This is a genomic window from Streptomyces sp. NPDC003327 (assembly GCF_053589515.1).
In genome coordinates, this window is the sequence record NZ_JBSFSA010000018.1 from 86391 (window position 1) to 103092 (window position 16702).

At 73.1% G+C, this 16702-nt stretch carries 14 protein-coding genes; 7 read left to right on the plus strand and 7 right to left on the minus strand.

Annotated elements, in window-relative coordinates; all coding sequences use genetic code 11:
* Window position 1: 1 nt before the first annotated feature.
* On the minus strand, window positions 2–817 hold the full coding sequence (locus ACWDVG_RS17045; protein ID WP_451699999.1) for a MerR family transcriptional regulator: 816 nt from the start codon (window positions 815–817) through the stop codon (window positions 2–4).
* 85 nt (window positions 818–902) lie between these two features.
* On the opposite strand from ACWDVG_RS17045, the gene ACWDVG_RS17050 reads away from it, so the two are divergent.
* The 7 genes from ACWDVG_RS17050 (at window position 903) to ACWDVG_RS17080 (ending at window position 10206) form a co-directional block, all read left to right on the plus strand.
* The gene (locus ACWDVG_RS17050; protein WP_451700000.1) at window positions 903–1334 is read left to right on the plus strand and encodes a DUF3291 domain-containing protein; all 432 of its coding nucleotides are present in this window, start codon (window positions 903–905) and stop codon (window positions 1332–1334) included.
* Window positions 1335–1541: 207 nt separating this feature from the next.
* The gene (locus ACWDVG_RS17055) at window positions 1542–3026 is read left to right on the plus strand and encodes an MFS transporter (RefSeq protein WP_451700001.1); all 1485 of its coding nucleotides are present in this window, start codon (window positions 1542–1544) and stop codon (window positions 3024–3026) included.
* Between the two features lie 102 nt (window positions 3027–3128).
* Entirely contained in the window at window positions 3129–4415 is a 1287-nt protein-coding gene (locus ACWDVG_RS17060) for a sensor histidine kinase (protein WP_451700002.1), read from the plus strand.
* 200 nt (window positions 4416–4615) lie between these two features.
* Window positions 4616–5230: a response regulator transcription factor gene (locus ACWDVG_RS17065; RefSeq protein ID WP_451700003.1), complete on the plus strand. Its 615-nt coding sequence runs from the start codon at window positions 4616–4618 to the stop codon at window positions 5228–5230.
* A 152-nt stretch (window positions 5231–5382) separates the two neighbouring features.
* Window positions 5383–7128 carry a hypothetical protein gene (locus ACWDVG_RS17070; RefSeq protein WP_451700005.1) on the plus strand — a complete coding sequence of 582 codons (1746 nt, stop codon included), beginning with the start codon at window positions 5383–5385 and terminating at the stop codon, window positions 7126–7128.
* On the plus strand, window positions 7125–8567 hold the full coding sequence (locus ACWDVG_RS17075; protein WP_451700006.1) for a hypothetical protein: 1443 nt from the start codon (window positions 7125–7127) through the stop codon (window positions 8565–8567). The genes ACWDVG_RS17070 and ACWDVG_RS17075 overlap by 4 nt, the downstream gene beginning before the upstream one ends.
* Complete coding sequence (locus ACWDVG_RS17080) at window positions 8551–10206, plus strand: nitrite/sulfite reductase (protein ID WP_451700008.1); 1656 nt, start codon at window positions 8551–8553, stop codon at window positions 10204–10206. The genes ACWDVG_RS17075 and ACWDVG_RS17080 overlap by 17 nt, the downstream gene beginning before the upstream one ends.
* Before the next feature lie 295 nt (window positions 10207–10501).
* On the opposite strand, the gene ACWDVG_RS17085 is transcribed toward ACWDVG_RS17080, so the two are convergent.
* The 6 genes from ACWDVG_RS17085 to ACWDVG_RS17110 form a co-directional block, all read right to left on the minus strand.
* Entirely contained in the window at window positions 10502–11404 is a 903-nt protein-coding gene (locus tag ACWDVG_RS17085) for an ABC transporter permease (RefSeq protein ID WP_451700009.1), read from the minus strand.
* Window positions 11391–12188: an ABC transporter ATP-binding protein gene (locus ACWDVG_RS17090; RefSeq protein ID WP_451700011.1), complete on the minus strand. Its 798-nt coding sequence runs from the start codon at window positions 12186–12188 to the stop codon at window positions 11391–11393. Before ACWDVG_RS17090 ends, ACWDVG_RS17085 begins: the two co-directional genes overlap by 14 nt.
* Before the next feature lie 118 nt (window positions 12189–12306).
* Entirely contained in the window at window positions 12307–13398 is a 1092-nt protein-coding gene (locus tag ACWDVG_RS17095) for an ABC transporter substrate-binding protein (RefSeq protein WP_451700012.1), read from the minus strand.
* The gene (locus tag ACWDVG_RS17100; protein ID WP_451700014.1) at window positions 13395–14735 is read right to left on the minus strand and encodes a sulfate adenylyltransferase subunit 1; all 1341 of its coding nucleotides are present in this window, start codon (window positions 14733–14735) and stop codon (window positions 13395–13397) included. The genes ACWDVG_RS17095 and ACWDVG_RS17100 overlap by 4 nt, the downstream gene beginning before the upstream one ends.
* Window positions 14735–15646, minus strand: a complete 912-nt coding sequence (cysD, locus tag ACWDVG_RS17105) for a sulfate adenylyltransferase subunit CysD (RefSeq protein ID WP_451700015.1) — start codon at window positions 15644–15646, stop codon at window positions 14735–14737. Before cysD ends, ACWDVG_RS17100 begins: the two co-directional genes overlap by 1 nt.
* Window positions 15643–16326, minus strand: a complete 684-nt coding sequence (locus ACWDVG_RS17110) for a phosphoadenylyl-sulfate reductase (protein ID WP_451700016.1) — start codon at window positions 16324–16326, stop codon at window positions 15643–15645. Before ACWDVG_RS17110 ends, cysD begins: the two co-directional genes overlap by 4 nt.
* Window positions 16327–16702 lie beyond the last annotated feature (376 nt).

Below are 16702 nucleotides of genomic sequence, written 5' to 3' on the forward strand. Positions count from 1 at the left end.
GTCAGTTTCCCTGCTGCTTCGCCCGCCTGCTCGTCCGGCGCCCTTTCGGCGCCGTCCGGTCAGGGGCCTCCTGCGCAGGGGTCTCCTGCACCGGGGTCTCCTGCTCAGGTGTCTCCCGCTCCGGGGCCCCCTCCCGCGAGGCCTCCTGCTCCGGCGCCGTGTCCCGCGGCTCCGCCGGCCTGCTGAACAGGCGGGAGGACTTGTCCTCCTGGGCGAGGCGGCGCAGCGCGAGGAGCGCCGGTTCCAGGAGGACCGACACCAGCACGGCACGCTCGGCCTGCTCCAGCAGGCCGGACGTGCCGTGCATCTGTTTGATGTCCAGCTCGGAGGTGCGGTCGGCCAGTTCGGCGTACGGCAGCAGGGTCTGCCAGTCGATGTCGGAGCCGAGCCCGCCGAGGGCGTCGAGCACGTCGCCGAGCGTGTGGACGGCGGCCGTGTGGGTCGCGACGTCCCAGCCCATCGCGGCGACGAGCCTGCGCGCGTCCGCGACGCCCTCGCTCTCCCGCTCCGCGGCCTCCGCCTCCTGCTCCTGCTTCTTCTTCAGCGCCGCCGGGCGGGCCTCGGTCACGATGCCGAAGATCTGGTGGAGGTCACCCTCCTCCGTGATGGCGCCCAGGATCTCCCGGACCGAGTTGACCGGCAGCCGGCGCACCCCGATCAGGACGCGGATCAGCCGGAGCCTGTGCAGGTGGTCCTCGCCGTAGGAGGCCTGGTTGGCCGCCGTGGCGCGGCCCGGGGGCAGCAGTCCGTCCCGCAGGTAGTACTTGATCGCGGGGATCGAGACCCCGCTGCGGCGGCTGAGTTCCGAAATCTTCATCGTGCTCCATTACTCACTGGATAACGGATGGCGCTACTGTCTATTATTGTAGTCGTTGGCCGTCTTCAGGAAGGTGGGCGCCGTCATGCCGACCCTTGGCTGGATCACCCCGAACCCTGCACCGCCCCGCACGAACGCGTACGTCATGGCTTCCCGCTTCGAGGTGAAGTCCCTGACCGACGTCCCGAAGTTCCTGGTCAAGTCGCTGAGCTCGTGGAGCCAGGTCAAGACCGCACGCGGGGCGTACGGCGCCTCGCTGATCGCGCAGCCCCTCAAGCGGACCTTCTGGACGCTCTCCGCCTGGCAGGACCGCGACGCCCTGTACGCCTATGCCAAGTCCGACCCGCACGGTGCGGCGATGCGCGCCATGGGGCCGTCGATGAAGCAGTCGACGTTCACCTTCTGGGAGGTGGACACGGCGTCGCTGCCGCTGGACTGGGACGACGCCAAGCGCCGCCTGGCCGCGAAGGCCCGCGAGGACGCCGCCCGCGGGGGCGGTGGCCACCACCGGGGCTGACCCGCCGGGGCCGACCCGCCCCTTCCCGTACGTCCCTCCGAGCCGCGCTCCGCCGGGACGCCGTTCGTCCCCCGTCGGTGGTCCCGGCGGAGCGCCACCCCCTTCTCGCGCGACCCCTTCTCGCGCGACCCCTTCTTCGTCCGACCCCTTCTCGGTCCGACCCCTCGTGTGTGCGATCCCGGCGTCCGCCGGATGGAGGCGTTTGTCATGAGCACAATCAGAATGGCCGAGGGCGGCGGTACGACCCCGCCCCCCGCCCCCGAGTCCCGGCCCGCCCGGTTCCCCCTGTGGGTGACGATCCTCGCCTGCAGCCTGCCCATGTTCATGGTCGCGCTCGACAACCTCGTGGTCTCCACGGCGCTGCGCTCCATGGCCGTGGACCTCCGGGCCTCCACCACCGACCTGCAGTGGTTCGTCAACGCGTACGTGCTCAGCTTCGCCTGCCTGCTGCTGACCGGCGCGGCCCTGGGCGACCGGTTCGGACGGCGGCGCGTCTTCGTCCTCGGCATCACCCTCTTCACCCTCGCGTCGATCGGCTGCGGCATGGCCGACAGCAGCGGTCAGCTCATCACGATGCGCGCGCTCCAGGGCATCGGCGCCGCGGCCGTCATGCCGCTCTCCCTCACGCTGCTCGCCGAGGAGGTGCCCGAGCGCAAGCGGAACCTCGCCCTCGGCCTCTGGTCGGCCGTCAGCGGCATGGCCGTCGCGCTCGGCCCGGTCGTCGGCGGCGCCGTCGTCGACGGACTCGACTGGCAGTGGATCTTCTGGATCAACATCCCCGTCTGCGTCGTCGCCGTCCCGCTCGTCTTCGTCGTCCTCGGCGAGAGCTCCGTGCCCGGTTCCCGGCTCGACCTGCCCGGCATGGTCCTGGTGACCGCCGGCCTCGTCTCCCTCGTCTGGGCGATCGTGAACGGCGAGACGGAGGGCTGGACCTCCGGCGTCGTCCTCGGCGCCTTCGCGGCCGGCGCCGTCCTGCTCGTCCTCTTCGTCCTCTGGGAGCGGCGCGCCGGGCAGCCCCTGCTGCCGCTGTCCTTCTACCGCAAGCGGGCCTTCGTCTTCTCCAACCTGGTCTCCGCCACCATGTACTTCGGCGTCTTCGGGTCGATCTTCCTGCTCGCCCAGTTCTTCCAGATCGCGCCGGTCAGGACCCCGCTGGAGGCCGGTGTGCTCACCCTGGCCTGGACGCTGATGCCGATGTTCGTGGCGCCGGTCGCCGGTGCGCTGACCGACCGCCTCGGCGGCGGCCGGCTGATGGCGGCGGGCCTGCTCCTCCAGGCGATCGGCCTGGCCTGGATCGACCTGGTCGCCACCTCCGACACCCCCTACTCCCGCATGGTCGGCGCGATGATCGTCGCCGGCATCGGCATGGGCCTCGTCTTCGCCCCGACCGCGGCCGTCGTCCTCGCCTCGGTCGGGCCGCAGAACCGCGGCAAGGCCTCAGGCGCCAACAACACCGTCCGCGAGATCGGCGGCGCCCTCGGCACCGCCATCCTCAGCAGCGTCTTCGTCCACTACGGAAGCGACCGCACCGCCCAGGACTTCGTCGACGGCATGCGCCCGGCGATCTGGATCGGCGTGGCCGTCGTCCTCGTGGGCGCGCTCTGTGCCCTCGCCATCCCGCGCCACGTCGCCGCACCGCCCACCGAGGACGATCCCGTCGCCGAACGGGAACGCACCTCCGTAACTCCTTGAGACTTCAGCCGCCGTTCCCCACCGGGAGCGGCGGTTCGGTGCTGAAATCCCCCTGGGGCAGCCAGTGGACCGGAAGCGACGAAACATGAGGAGAGAAGGCCTGTGAGGGGCAAGTGGGCGGAGCAACGCGACAGGGTCACGCACAACGGCTTCATCCACGTCATCGGACTGTTGGGGGTCAGTTTCGTCACCTTGGAGGTGATCGTCTACAACGCCGTCGGCGGAAGGGCCGGGTTAGGTCAGTCAGGTGTCGTGCTCTTCCTCGACATCACGCTGCTGATCCTCCAGGCCTGTGTCATCGTGGCGCGCAGCGTCGAGCACGGCGGTGTCCCGCCCCGCTGGGCCGTCGTCGCCCTCGTCGCGCAGTTCGCCATCGTGCTCCTCGCCACCCACCTCCTGCACCAGGCCTGTGGCGTCCTCGCCGGCTCGCTCTCCGGCTCCCTGCCGCTCGTCCTGCGCGCCCGCTACGCGTGGCCGCTCTTCGTGCTGGTCAGCGGGCTCGTGCCGCTGGTCGGCACGCGCGCGTCGGGGTCCGTGCCGCACCAGCTGTCGCACGTGCTCCTGATGGCCGGGGCGATCCTCGTCGTCGGCCTCATGTCGTACACCCTGACCCAGACGGTCCTGTTCGTCCACCGCACCCGCTGCTCCCGCGACCGCATCGCCAAGGCGGCCGTGCAGAGCGAGCAGAACCGCTTCGCGCGCGATCTGCACGACCTCCTCGGGCACACCTTCTCGGCGGTCGCGATGCGCGCCGAGCTGGTCCACCGGACCTTCAAGGTCTCCCCGGAGCGGGCCGCCACCGAGGCCGAGCAGCTGGTGCGCACCTCGCGGCAGGCCATGGCGGAGTTCCGGATGGCCGTCCGCGGCTACCAGGGCGTCTCCCTCGCCGGCGAGGTGCAGACGGTGGCCTCCCTGCTCCGCGCCATGGACATCAAGGTCACCCTCCGCGTCGGTGCCCTCCCCGACGGGGACGACGCCTCGCTGGCCCTCGCGGCCGTCCTGCGCGAGTCCGTCACCAACGTCCTGCGGCACAGCAAGGCGACGCACTGCACCATCGCGCTGTCGGGCGGACCCGGCAACGTACGCCTGGAAGTGGCCAACGACGGGGCCGCCGTGGACCCCGTCCGCGGCCGCCTCGGCAGCGGCGGCCTGGTCAACCTCGTCCAGCGGGTGAGCGCGCTCGGCGGCTCCTTCCACAGCGAGCTGCGCCCCGGCGGCCTGTTCCGGGTCGTGGCGGAGATCCCGACCCGCGCCGTGGCCGCCCCGGACGTCCCCGGCACCGGGGCGCCGGACCTCCCGGCGGCCGGGGTTCCCGCGCCCGTGGTCCGGGCCCCGGAGGCCCGGCGCTGGGCGGGGCGCGCCGTCCTGCCCGCGACCGCGGGGAAGTGACCCTACCAAGATCACACGGCGGTCCCGCACCATCCGCCGGGGCCGCCGAACCGTCCCGCTGCATTCACCCCACGACGCACACGAATGTGCGAAACTCCCCACCAATACAAGGACGTTCCGGACCAAGGCGCGTTTCGGGCCTGCCACCTCTGGCTGGTTACGATGCATGGCCGGGTCGGGGACATCGCGGGGGTGTGTGCGTGATACGAGTGCTCTTGGCAGAGGACGTACAGATGGTGAGAGAGGCCCTGGTCTCCCTCCTCGAACTGGAGGACGACGTTCAGGTCGTCGGGGAGGTCGGCAACGGCGAGGACCTCGTCGCCGTCGCCGAGAGGACCCGGCCCGACATCGCGATCCTCGACGTCAACATGCCGGGTCTGGACGGCCTCACCGGAGCGGAGCGGCTGCGCGAGCAGCTCGCCGGCTGCCGGATCCTCGTCCTGACCGTGCTCGACGCCCCGAACGTCGTACGCCGTGCCCAGGACCTCCGCGTGGACGGCTACATGGTCAAGAACGCCCCCGCCGAGCAGCTCGTCCAGGCCGTCCGGCGGATCATGGCGGGCGAGCGGGTCATCACCCCGGAACTCGCGCTCGCGGCCTGGGAGGGCGTACCGAGCCCCCTCACGGCCCGCGAGGCGGACGTCCTGCGGCTGGTTGCCGCCGGTGCGGAATCGGCCGAGATCGCCGAGCTGCTGCACCTGTCCCCGGGCACCGTCCGCAACTACCTCACGGCCGTCGTCGCCAAGCTGGACGCGCGTAACCGCACCGACGCCGTCCGGATCGCCCGCGACGCCGGATGGCTCCTCAGCAACTGAATCCCGACAGCCCCACCGCCCCGTCCAGCGGCCCGAGCGGCCGGAACCGGCGCGCGACCGGGGTATCAGGGGCACGTCAGCGAGTTCTGCGAAGGTACCGGCGCTCCAGTTGGAACCCCACCAGACAGCTCCCTGAGAGGGGCGTTCGCGACGTGCGACGATTCAGTCTCCGACGGCCGGGCGGCTCGTCCCGCCTGGCCGCGTGCCTCACCGCGGCCGGTGTGACCGCCGCCCTGCTGACGACCTCGGGAGGCGCCGTCGCCTCCCCCGAGCCCGAGCGGGTCACCACCCGCTACACCGCCTCCGACGGCGTCACCTACACCGCCACCAACCACCTGCTGCCCGCCTCCCGGGGGCGCGGCCGGGAATGGCTCCTCACCTGGGCGGGCTCCGCCGACCCCGCCAAGCCGGACTTCCTGGCCGTGGTCGACGCGACCCGCGACTCGCCGACGTACGGCGACGTGGTCAACACCGTCACCCTCGGCCCGGGGCTCGCCCACGAGGCCCACCACATGCAGTACGTGTGGCACAAGGGCGACCGGCTCTACGCCGGCGGTCTCCTCCAGGACACCGTCTTCGTCTTCGACACCACCGCGCTGCCCACCCTGAAGCTGGCCGGCGTCAACTCCTCCGTCGACACCCCCTGCGGCACCGCCCCCGACGCCTTCCAGGTGCTGCGCGACGGCACGGCGTACGCCAGCTACCTCGGCGGCCCGGACCTCCCCGGTCCCTGTACGTTCACCAACGGCGAGGTCCGCGAGGGCAACGGCGCCGCCGGCTCGCCCGGCGAGATCGTCCGGCTCGACCGGAACGGCAGGACGCTCGCCGAGATCCCCGCCGCGCTCGCCGAGGGCGAGGACCCGCAGCAGTGCGGCAACGTGCCCAGGCTCAAGAAGGCCACCTGCGCCAATCCGCACGGGATCATGGTCAGCGAAGAGCGCAACATCATGGTCGCGAGCGACTTCGTCGAGGCCCGCCACTTCATGAGCCCGACGCTCCCCGACCAGACCAACCTCGCGCGCCAGACCGTCCGCGTCTGGGACATCACCAACCGCAACGACCCCGAGCTGCTCTCCGTGAGCAAGATGCCCGACGGTCCGCGCGCCGGTCTGGAGAAGTCCGCGATGTGGCACGAGTCGCGGGTCGTCATGGAGCCCGCGCTCCCGCACAAGAAGGAGCACAAGGGGGCCTTCGCCTCCTCGATGCTCGGCGGCGCGATCTTCTACGCCCCCGACGTCACCGTGCCCGAGCCGAAGTGGCGCGAGGTCTTCGACGACACCACGGCCTACCGGGCCGCCGGGGCCGACAAGGACGTCACGGGCGGCGGCGACGCCGGAAGCTGGCTGATGGTCAGCCCCGACGACCGCTACCTCTTCCACACGGTGATGGGCCAGTCCACCGCGTACGGCAAGCCGCTCGACCGCACCACCGGCATGGTGTACGTGCTCGACATCCGCAAGCTGCTCGCCGCGGGCGACAACCCCCGGTGCGAGATCGACAAGCTGCACGAGGTGTACCGCGGCGGCGCCGAGAACGACTGTCCTGCCGTCACGTCCGCCATGCCGATCCGGGACACCACGGACGGCGGCCCGCACTGGGGCGCGATGGACAACTTCGAACGGATCGGCGGCGGGAAGTACCGGGAGACCAAGCACATCCGCCGTCTCGCCACCTCGAACTACTTCATCGCCGGCTCCTTCAGCGGCGACGGCAACCACGAGGTCTGCATGTACGACCTCGACCGCAAGGGCAAGCTGAAGCAGGACTCCTCCTTCCGCGACGAGCGGAGCGGCAAGCCCTGCGTCGACTTCGACCGGACCTCGTGGCCGCACGGCGACACCGGTCCGGCCCGCCCGCACGGCATCCTGTTCACCGTCAGCGACAGCGTCCTGAAGTGACCGGATCCATCGGTACCCAGGTGACCGCGGCCCTCCCCCCGGGCCGCGGTCACCTGGCCGCGCTGGACGCGGCGGCACCGGGGGAGTCCCTGCTGCCGATCGCCGTCGCCGCCGTCATCGGCATCGTGGCCGTGCTCGCCACGGCCCGGCGGAAGCTGCTGCCCCGTCGGCAGCTCGCCGTCGCGTTCACCGTCTTCGCCGTCGCGCTCGGCCTCGTCGCCGTCGCCGCGCTCGGGGCGGGCGACGACGGCCGGGGGACCGCCGTCGCCGACGGCACCACGGCCGCACCCGAGACGGCCCCGCCCGGGACGCCCGTCCTGCGGACCCTCGCCATCGGCGGGAAGCAGGTCGGCGTCCTCGTGGTCCCCGGCCGCCCCGGCCGCAACCTCGTCGCCGTCGGTGCCGGGGACGCCCGCGCCGGCACCACCGCGGGCGCGCTGCGCCCCGGCGAACGGCGGCCCGGCAGCTCCCAGACCTGGATCCCGGTGGACCTCCCCGAGGGCCGCAGCACCCTGCGGGTCTCGGCCGGCGGGGCGGCGGGCGAACTGCCCGTCGACACCGGCACCGGGAGGGGTGCGGAGACGGGCGCGGGTACCGGCACCGGTGCGGGGACCGGCAGCGGGAAGGCGACCGGCACCGGCACCGCGACCGGCACCGGCCCGCCCGCCGCGCTGACCGCGACGCTCGCCGGGGCCGACGGCCCCGAGTGCGCCGAAGCCGCCCTCGGCGCCCTCGTGGCGGGGGAGCGGGCACCGCTCACCGCCTGCCCGTCCGACCGGCTCGCCGAACGGGACGCCACCGCGCTGCGCGCCACCGTCCGCTTCCTCGCCGCCCGGGGCACCCGCTCCGTCGGACTCGTCTCCGACGACTCCGGGCGCGGCCGGGCCGCGGCCGCCACCGTCCGCGCCGCCGCCGCCCGCGAGGGCATCGACGTCACCCGGCCCGGCCGCACCACCCAGCCCCTGATCGTCACCACGGGCTGGCCCGGCGCCACGGAGGCCACCCGCGCCGTCGAGAGCGGCCGGACCGTCGCCCAGGGCGTCTACCTCGCCCCGTGGCTGCTCGCCCGGTCCGTCCTGACGCCCAGCGCCGGCCAGCTGATCCCGCTGCGGTACACCCCGCGGCGGGCCGAGGCCATGGCGTACGTGAAGGCGCTGACGGCACGGATGCCCGGCGCCCACCCGACGGGCAGCGGATACGAGGCCTGGCAGCGCGTGCGCCGGGAGGAGCCCGAGCCCGCGCCGCGGCTCTTCGCCGTCTCCGTCGCGTACGTGCCCGGCGGCATGGTCGCCGTGGACGGCGAGGGAGCCCCCGCCGACGGCGGCCACGGCGGCCACCACCACGGCGGCGCCGAGACGGCGGACTGGCTGCCCTCCGGAATGATCTCGCCGATCAGCGGCCCCCTGAAGGAGAGGACCAACGATGACCCGGGAGCGTAGACGCGACGAGGGCCAGTGGGCGCTCGGTTCGCGCGAACCCCTCAACGACAACGAACGCTTCAAGGCGGCGGAGAACCCGCTGCTCGTGCGCGAACGCATCGAGCGGACCTACGCCCGCGAGGGCTTCGCCTCCATCCCCGCCGAGGACCTGCGCGGCCGGTTCCGCTGGTGGGGCCTCTACACCCAGCGCCGCCCCGGCATCGACGGCGGCCGCACCGCGACCCTCGCCCCCGAGGAGCTCGACGACGAGCACTTCATGCTGCGCGTACGGGTCGACGGCGGCGAGCTGTCGGTGGCGCAGCTGCGGGAGATCGCCGCGCTCTCCACGGAGTTCGCGCGGGACACCGCCGACATCACCGACCGGCAGAACATCCAGTTCCACTGGATCCGGATCGAGGACGTCCCGGAGATCTGGCGCCGCCTGGAGGCCGTCGGCCTCTCGACCACCGAGGCCTGCGGCGACTGCCCCCGCGTGGTCCTCGGCAGCTCCGTCGCCGGCATCAGCCCCCACGAGGTCCTGGACGCCTCGTCCGCGATCCGCGAGATCGTCGACCGGTACGTCGGCGACCCCTCGCTGTCCAACCTGCCCCGCAAGTTCAAGTCCGCGGTCTCCTGGCTGCCGGACGTCCCCTTCCAGATCCACGACATCGCGTTCCTCGGCGTCGAACACCCCGTCCACGGGCCCGGATTCGACCTGTGGGTCGGCGGCGGCCTCTCCACCTCGCCGCGGCTCGCCGAACGCCCCGGCGCGTGGGTGCCGCTGGAGGAGGTGCCCGAGGTCTGGGCGGCCGTGTGCGGCCTCTTCCGCGACTACGGCTACCGGCGGCTGCGCAACCGCGCCCGCCTGAAGTACCTGATCGCCGACTGGGGCGTCGAGAAGTTCCGCGAGGTCCTGGAGACCGAGTACCTCGGGCGGCGGCTCGTCGACGGCCCCGAGCCGGTCCTGCCGGCCGCGCCCGTCGACCACGTCGGCGTCCACGAGCAGCGCGACGGGCGGTACTACGTCGGTGCAGCGCCCGTCGTCGGCCGGGTCTCCGGCACCCGGCTGGCCCGCCTCGCCGACATCGTCGAGGCCCACGGCTCCGGCCGCATCCGCCTGACGCCCTATCAGAAGCTGCTCGTGCTGGACGTGGTGGACCCCGAGCCGCTCGTCCGCGACCTCGAAGCGATCGACCTGATCGTCCGCCCGTCGCCGTGGCGGCGCTCCACGATGGCCTGCACCGGTCTGGAGTACTGCAAACTGGCCATCGTCGAGACGAAGGACCGGGCCGCCGAGCTCGTCGCCGAGCTCGAACGGCGGCTCGCCGGCCAGGGCCCGGACATCACCGTCAACCTCAACGGCTGCCCCAACGCCTGCGCCCGCACCCAGGTCGCCGACGTCGGCCTGAAGGGCCAGATCGTCGTCGGCCCGGACGGCGACCAGGTGGAGGGGTTCCAGGTCCACCTGGGCGGCGGCCTCTCGCTCGCCAAGGACGACGAGGCGGCCCTCGGGCACAAGCCCCGCGGTCTGAAGGTGGCGGCGACCGAGCTGCCCGACTTCGTGGAGAACCTGGCCCGCGCCTACGAGGAGGGCCGCAGGGACGAGTCGGAGACCTTCGCCCAGTGGTCCGTGCGCGCCCACGCCGCCGACGGAGCCTGACCGACCGGACCCTCCCTGGTGCCCGCGGCCGCCGTCCCCGGTGGCCGCGGGCACGTCCGCGTGCCGCCGAGGGGGCGGGCCGGGGCCCGCCGCCGTCGTACGGCCGACCGGTGGGCCGCACGGAGACGGACCCCCGTACCCCCTCGTGGCGAGGGGGTACGGGGGTCCGCGGCGTCCCCGAGGGGGGCGGGTCCGGAGGCGGACGCGGGCCGCACGGTGCATCGCGCGCACCGCGGCTCCCGCGCCGTGAATGAGGCACCGAGCCCGCCTCCGGGATCGAGGGGCGGCCGGCCGGTCAGGCCAGACCGCGGTTGCGCAGCACGCGCCGTTCCATCGGGCTGAAGACGAGGAGGTCGATCAGGACGCCCACGACCAGGATCAGCAGGATGCCGAGGAAGACGCCCGGCATGTCGATGCTCTCCCGGGAGTTCTCCAGATAGCGGCCGAGACCGATCCCCAACTCGGGGGAGGAGGCGATGAGTTCGGTCGCCATCAGGGAGCGCCAGGAGAAGGCCCAGCCCTGCTTGAGGCCCGCCGTGTAGCCGGGCAGCGCCGCGGGGAGCAGGATGTGGCGGGCGCCCCGCAGCCCGGTCGCGCCGATGACGCGGCCGGCCCGGACGTACAGCGGGGGCACCTGGTCGATGCCGGAGACGAGACCGATCGCGATCGACGGGACCGCGCCCAGCAGGATCACCGCGTACATGGCGCCGTCGGTGAGCCCGAACCAGATGACCGCGGCAGGCACCCACGCCACCGACGGCAGCGACTGGAGCCCCGACAGGACGGGCCGGACCGCCGCGCGGACCAGCGGCACCCGGGCGACGACGAGCCCCAGCGGCGTACCGATCGCGACGGACGCCACGAAGCCGAGCAGCCCGCGCTCCAGACTGGTCCAGACGATGTCGAAGAGCGTGCCGCGCAGCCAGAGCGTGCGCAGGCTCTCCCCGATCGCGCCCGGCGGGGGCAGCCGGTCCTCGGAGACGAGCCCGCTCAGGTGCAGCGACTCCCAGACCGTGAGGACGAGGACGATGCCGAGGAGCGGCGGCACCACGGTCCGCCCCAGCCGCCGGCCGACCGACTCCTTGCGCACGGGCGTGGACTCCAGCGAGTCCAGGCCCGCCTCCAGGCGGGCGAGATCGGCGTCGGAGCCCCCGACGCCGGGGGTCGGTCGCGTCGGTCGGGCCTCAGTCTCGGGCATGGCGCCGGATCTCCTCGCGCAGCTGGTCGGTGATCTCCACGGACAGCGCCGCCACGGCCGGGTCCTCGGGCCGGCGCGGCTGCGGCAGGTCGATCCGCCACTCGTGGGCGACCCGGCCGGGCCGGCAGGACATCAGCAGGATGCGCTGGGCGAGCCGTACCGCCTCGCGGACGTTGTGGGTGACGAAGACGACGGAGACGCCGGTGGTCTCCCAGATCCGGGTCAGCTCCTCGTGGAGGACGTCCCGGGTGATGGCGTCGAGCGCGGCGAACGGCTCGTCCATCAGCAGCACCTGCGAGTCCTGAGCCAGCGCGCGGGCCAGCGCCACGCGCTGCCGCATGCCGCCGGACAGTTCGTGGGGCCGCTTGCCGTACGCGTCCTGGAGCCGCACCAGACCGAGCAGCTCCTCGGCCCGCTCCCGGCGTTCGGCCTTGGGGACGCCCCGCAGCCGCAGGACCAGCTCGATGTTCCGGCCGGCCGTGAGCCAGGGGAACAGCGCGTGCTCCTGGAACATCAGCGCCGGCCGCCCCGAGGGCACCTCGATGTGCCCCGAGGACGGCCGGTCGAGGCCCGCGATCAGGTTGAGCAGCGTGGACTTGCCGCACCCGGAGGAGCCGAGCAGGCAGACGAACTCGCCGGGCAGGACGTCGACGTTGATGTCCTGCAGGACCGTCTGCACGCCCTCGGCACGGCGGAACGTCTTGTGGACCCCCGCCACGCGCACAGCGGGCACGCGGGGCGCGAGGGCGGTCGCACCGGGCGCGGCGACCTGTTCCGTGGTCATTGTCGGATGCACTCGAGTCAACTCCTGGGTGCGGTGCGGGACGGGCGGACGGCGGGCGTGCCGTCGTCCCTCAAGGCGTGCGCGAGGACGTCCCTCAGGACGATCGCGAGGACGTCGCTCATGGCGTGCCGAGCCCGGCGTCGTCGACCGGGGGCCGGCCCGCCGCCGCGCGGACCCGGTTCAGGGGACCGAGGTCGTAGATGCCGCGCAGCACGGGACGGTCCAGCAGGCCCGCGTCCGTGGCGTGGGCGGCCTGGGTGCCGAGCGTGGCGGCCAGCGGGTCGTCGGTGAACGTGAGGGAGGGCCAGGCCGCCTCGATGATCTCCTCGGGCAGCGCCGTCCCCGTCAGCTCGCGCAGCGCCGCGTTCACGGACCGCCGGGCCTCCGCGGGCTCGGCGGCGATCCACGCGTTGGCCGCCGAGGAGCCGCGGACGACCGCCTCGACGACGTCCGGGTGCGCGTCGAGGAACCGCTGCGACGCGATGAGGTGGGTGGTCACGAACGTCCCGCCGGGCCACAGCCGCGCCTCGTCGAAGAGCACGCGCGCGCCCTGGGCGACCAGCAGCGACGCCGTCGGCTCGGGCACCCACGCCCCGTCTATGGACCCCGCCTTGTAGGCGTTCGGGGTCATCTTGGTGTCGGTGCGGACCACGGACACCTCACCGCGCCCCGACACCGGGTCGACCCGCCAGCCCTGCGCCGAGATCCAGTGCAGCAGCGCCACGTCCTGGGTGTTGCCGAGCTGGGGGCTCGCGATCCGCTTGCCCTTCACGTCGGCAGGCGTCCTGATCTTCGCCGGGTCGACGACCAGCTTCACCCCGCCGGACGCGGCGCCCGCGACGATGCGCAGGCCCTTCCCGCCCAGCTTGGTGTAGCCGTTGACCGCGGGCGACGGGCCGACGAAGGCGAGGTCGACCGAGCCGGCGTTGAGCGCCTCGATGGCGGTGGGTCCGGCGCCGAACGTGGCCGTCGACAGCTTCGTGCCGCCGAGCTCCTTCTGGATCAGTCCCTCGCGGACCCCGACCAGGGCGGTGGCGTGCGTGAGGTTGGGGAAGTAGCCGAGCCGCACCTCGGGAGCCGACAGCGCCGGGCCCGACGGCAGCACCTTCACGGTGCTGCCGACGCGCTGCGAGCCGTAGCCGCAGCCGGCGAGGGCGGCGCAGAGCGCGAGCCCGGCGAGGACGGCGGCGAGCCTCCGGACCGGCCTCATGCGCCGCTCTCCCACGGGGCGCGGGTGACGAACGAGTCACCGGCCATGCCCGCCGTCAGCGTCGTGCCGTCGGCCGGATCGATCAGCAGGAACGATCCGGTACGGCGCGAGACCGCGTACGGGTCGAGGGCGAGCGGCGCGGCCGTACGCAGCCGGACGCGGCCGATGTCGTTGGCGGTCAGCCGCTCCGGTGCGCCGTGCTGGCACAGCGGGTCGAGCGTCACCCGGCTCACGACCTCCCGCACGACCGCCTGCACCGTGCGGGTGGTGTGCTTCAGGAGCACCCGCTGTCCCGGCACCAGCGGCCGGTCGGCGAGGTGACAGACCGTCGCCTCCACGTCCTGCGAGGAGACCGGCACCCGGTCGGACGGCACGAGCAGGTCCCCGCGCGCCATGTCGACGTCGTCGGCGAGCAGCACGGTCACGGACTGCGGCGCCCTGGCCGAGTCCACCCGCCGCCCCAGCAGGTCGATGCCGCTGATCACCGACGTACGGCCGGAGGGCAGCGTCGTGACCTCCTGGCCGACGTGCAGCGAACCGGACGCGATCATGCCCGCGTAGCCGCGGTAGTCCGGGTCCTCGGCCGTCTGCGGCCGGATCACGTACTGCACCGGCAGCCGCGCGGGCGCCCCGGCGGGCTCCGCGGTCACCCGCACGGTCTCCAGGTGCTCCAGGACCGTCGGCCCGCCGTACCAGTCCATGCTGGCCGAGGGGCCGACCACGTTGTCGCCGTTGAGCGCCGACACCGGGATCGCCGTCACCTCGGGGACGCCGAGCCCGCGGGCGTACGCGATGAAGTCGTCCGCGATGCCCGCGAAGACCGACTCGGCGTGCCCCACCAGGTCCATCTTGTTCACGGCCAGGACCACGTGCGGCACCCGCAGCAGCGCGGCCACCGCCGCGTGCCGCCGGGTCTGCTCCACCACGCCCTGCCGCGCGTCCACCAGGATGATCACCAGCTCGGCGGTGGACGCCCCGGTGACCATGTTCCGGGTGTACTGCACGTGCCCCGGGGTGTCCGCCAGGATGAAGCTGCGGGACGCGGTCGCGAAGTAGCGGTAGGCCACGTCGATGGTGATGCCCTGCTCGCGCTCGGCCCGCAGCCCGTCCGTCAGGAGTGCCAGGTCCGGCGTCTCCTGCCCGCGGGCGAGCGACGCCCGCTCCACGGCCTCCAGCTGGTCGGCGAGCACCGACTTCGAGTCGTGCAGGATCCTGCCGACCAGCGTCGACTTGCCGTCGTCGACGGAGCCGGCCGTGGCGAAACGCAGCAGGGTGGAGTGGTGCCCGGATCCGCTCGGCATCGCCGGCCCCGTCGGCATGATCGGCATGGTCGGCATCAGAAGTACCCCTCGCGCTTGCGGTCTTCCATGGCGGCCTCCGACATGCGGTCGTCGGCCCGGGTGGCGCCCCGCTCGGTCAGGCGGGAGGCCGCGATCTCCTCGATGACGGCCTCCGGGTCCGCCGCGTACGAGTCGACGGCGCCCGTGCAGGACATGTCGCCCACCGTGCGGTAGCGCACCGTCCGGACCTCCAGGGGCTCCCCGTCCTTCGGGCCGCCCCAGCCGCCCGGCGTCAGCCACATGCCGTCCCGCAGGAACACCTCCCGCCGGTGCGCGTAGTAGATCGACGGGACCTCGATGGCGTGGTGGGCGATGTACTGCCACACGTCCAGCTCGGTCCAGTTGGACAGCGGGAACACCCGCACGTGCTCACCGGCGGAGTGCCGGCCGTTGTAGAGCTGCCACAGCTCCGGCCGCTGCCGGCGCGGGTCCCAGCCGCCGAACTCGTCGCGCAGGCTGAACACCCGCTCCTTGGCGCGGGCCTTCTCCTCGTCCCGGCGGCCGCCGCCGAACACCGCGTCGAAGCGGTGCGAGCGGATCGCCTCGACGAGCGGCACCGTCTGCAGCGGGTTGCGCGTCCCGTCCGGGCGCTCGCGCAGCTCCCCGCGGTCGATCAGCTCCTGCACCGACGCCACGTGCAGCCGCAGCCCGTGCCGGGCCACCGTGCGGTCGCGGTAGTCGAGCACCTCGGGGAAGTTGTGCCCGGTGTCGACGTGCAGCAGCGAGAACGGCAGGGGAGCGGGGGCGAAGGCCTTCAGCGCCAGGTGGAGCATGACGATGGAGTCCTTGCCGCCCGAGAAGAGGATCACGGGGCGTTCGAACTCGCCCGCCACCTCCCGGAAGATGTGCACGGCCTCGGATTCGAGCGCTTCCAGGTGCCGCAGCGGTACGTCTGTCTCGGTCGTCATGTGTGGATCCCGCATTCCGTCTTGGCGCTCCCCGCCCACCGGCCCGCCCGGGCGTCCTCGCCCGGGAGCAGCCGCCGCGTGCAGGGGGCGCAGCCCACTGAGCCGTAGCCGTCCGAGAGCAACGGGTTGACCAGCACCCCGTGCTCCGCCACGTACGTGTCCACGTCCTCGCGCGACCAGCGTGCGATCGGGGAGATCTTCACCTTCCCGCGCTTCTCGTCCCAGGCGACGACCGGCGTCGCGGCGCGCTCCGGCGAGTCGAGCCGCCGCAGCCCCGTCACCCAGGCGGTGTACGGGGCGAGGCCCTCCTCCAGCGGCTCCGTCTTGCGGAGCCGGCAGCACAGGTCGGGGTCGCGGCGGTGCAGTTCGGGACCGTGCTCCGCGTCCTGCTCGGCCACCGTGCGCCGGGGGAGCAGGGTGATCACGTTGACGCCGCCGACCGCCGCCACCGCGTCCCGCGTCCCGATCGTCTCGGGGAAGTGGTAGCCGGTGTCGAGGAACACGACGTCCACCCCGGGCAGCACGCGCGAGGCCAGATGGACGACGACGGCGTCCTCCATCGACGAGGTCACGCACATGCGGGAGCCGAAGGTGTCGGCGGCCCAGCGCAGGACGTCCAGCGCCGGGGCCTCTTCCAGCTCCCGCCCGGCCCGGGTGGCGAGTTCCTTGAGTTCGTTCATCCGAAGTCCTCTCGCTGTCTCTTCCTGCGAGGAGCCGAGAAATGACAGGAAATGAGCGCGTTGCACCCACCTGACTGCTGAATGGCAGGCGCAGGCTAACGGGGCCGCCGTACACGACGCTGACGAGGCGCTGACCGGGCGGCGGTGGGCCCCGGTCCGGTCGCACGGGGCGCGGCCGCCTTCAGCCGGGCGTCAGCGCACCGTAAGGGGCGGCTGTCACGATCGGCGCCACAAGGCGCCGACGAGGGAACGGGATTGAGGGTGCGGAGATGAGGAAAGAGGTCCGCCGGCTTGATCGGGTGATTATCCGGTTCGCGGGTGACTCGGGTGACGGTATGCAGCTCACGGGTGACCGGTTCACTTCGGAGACGGCGTC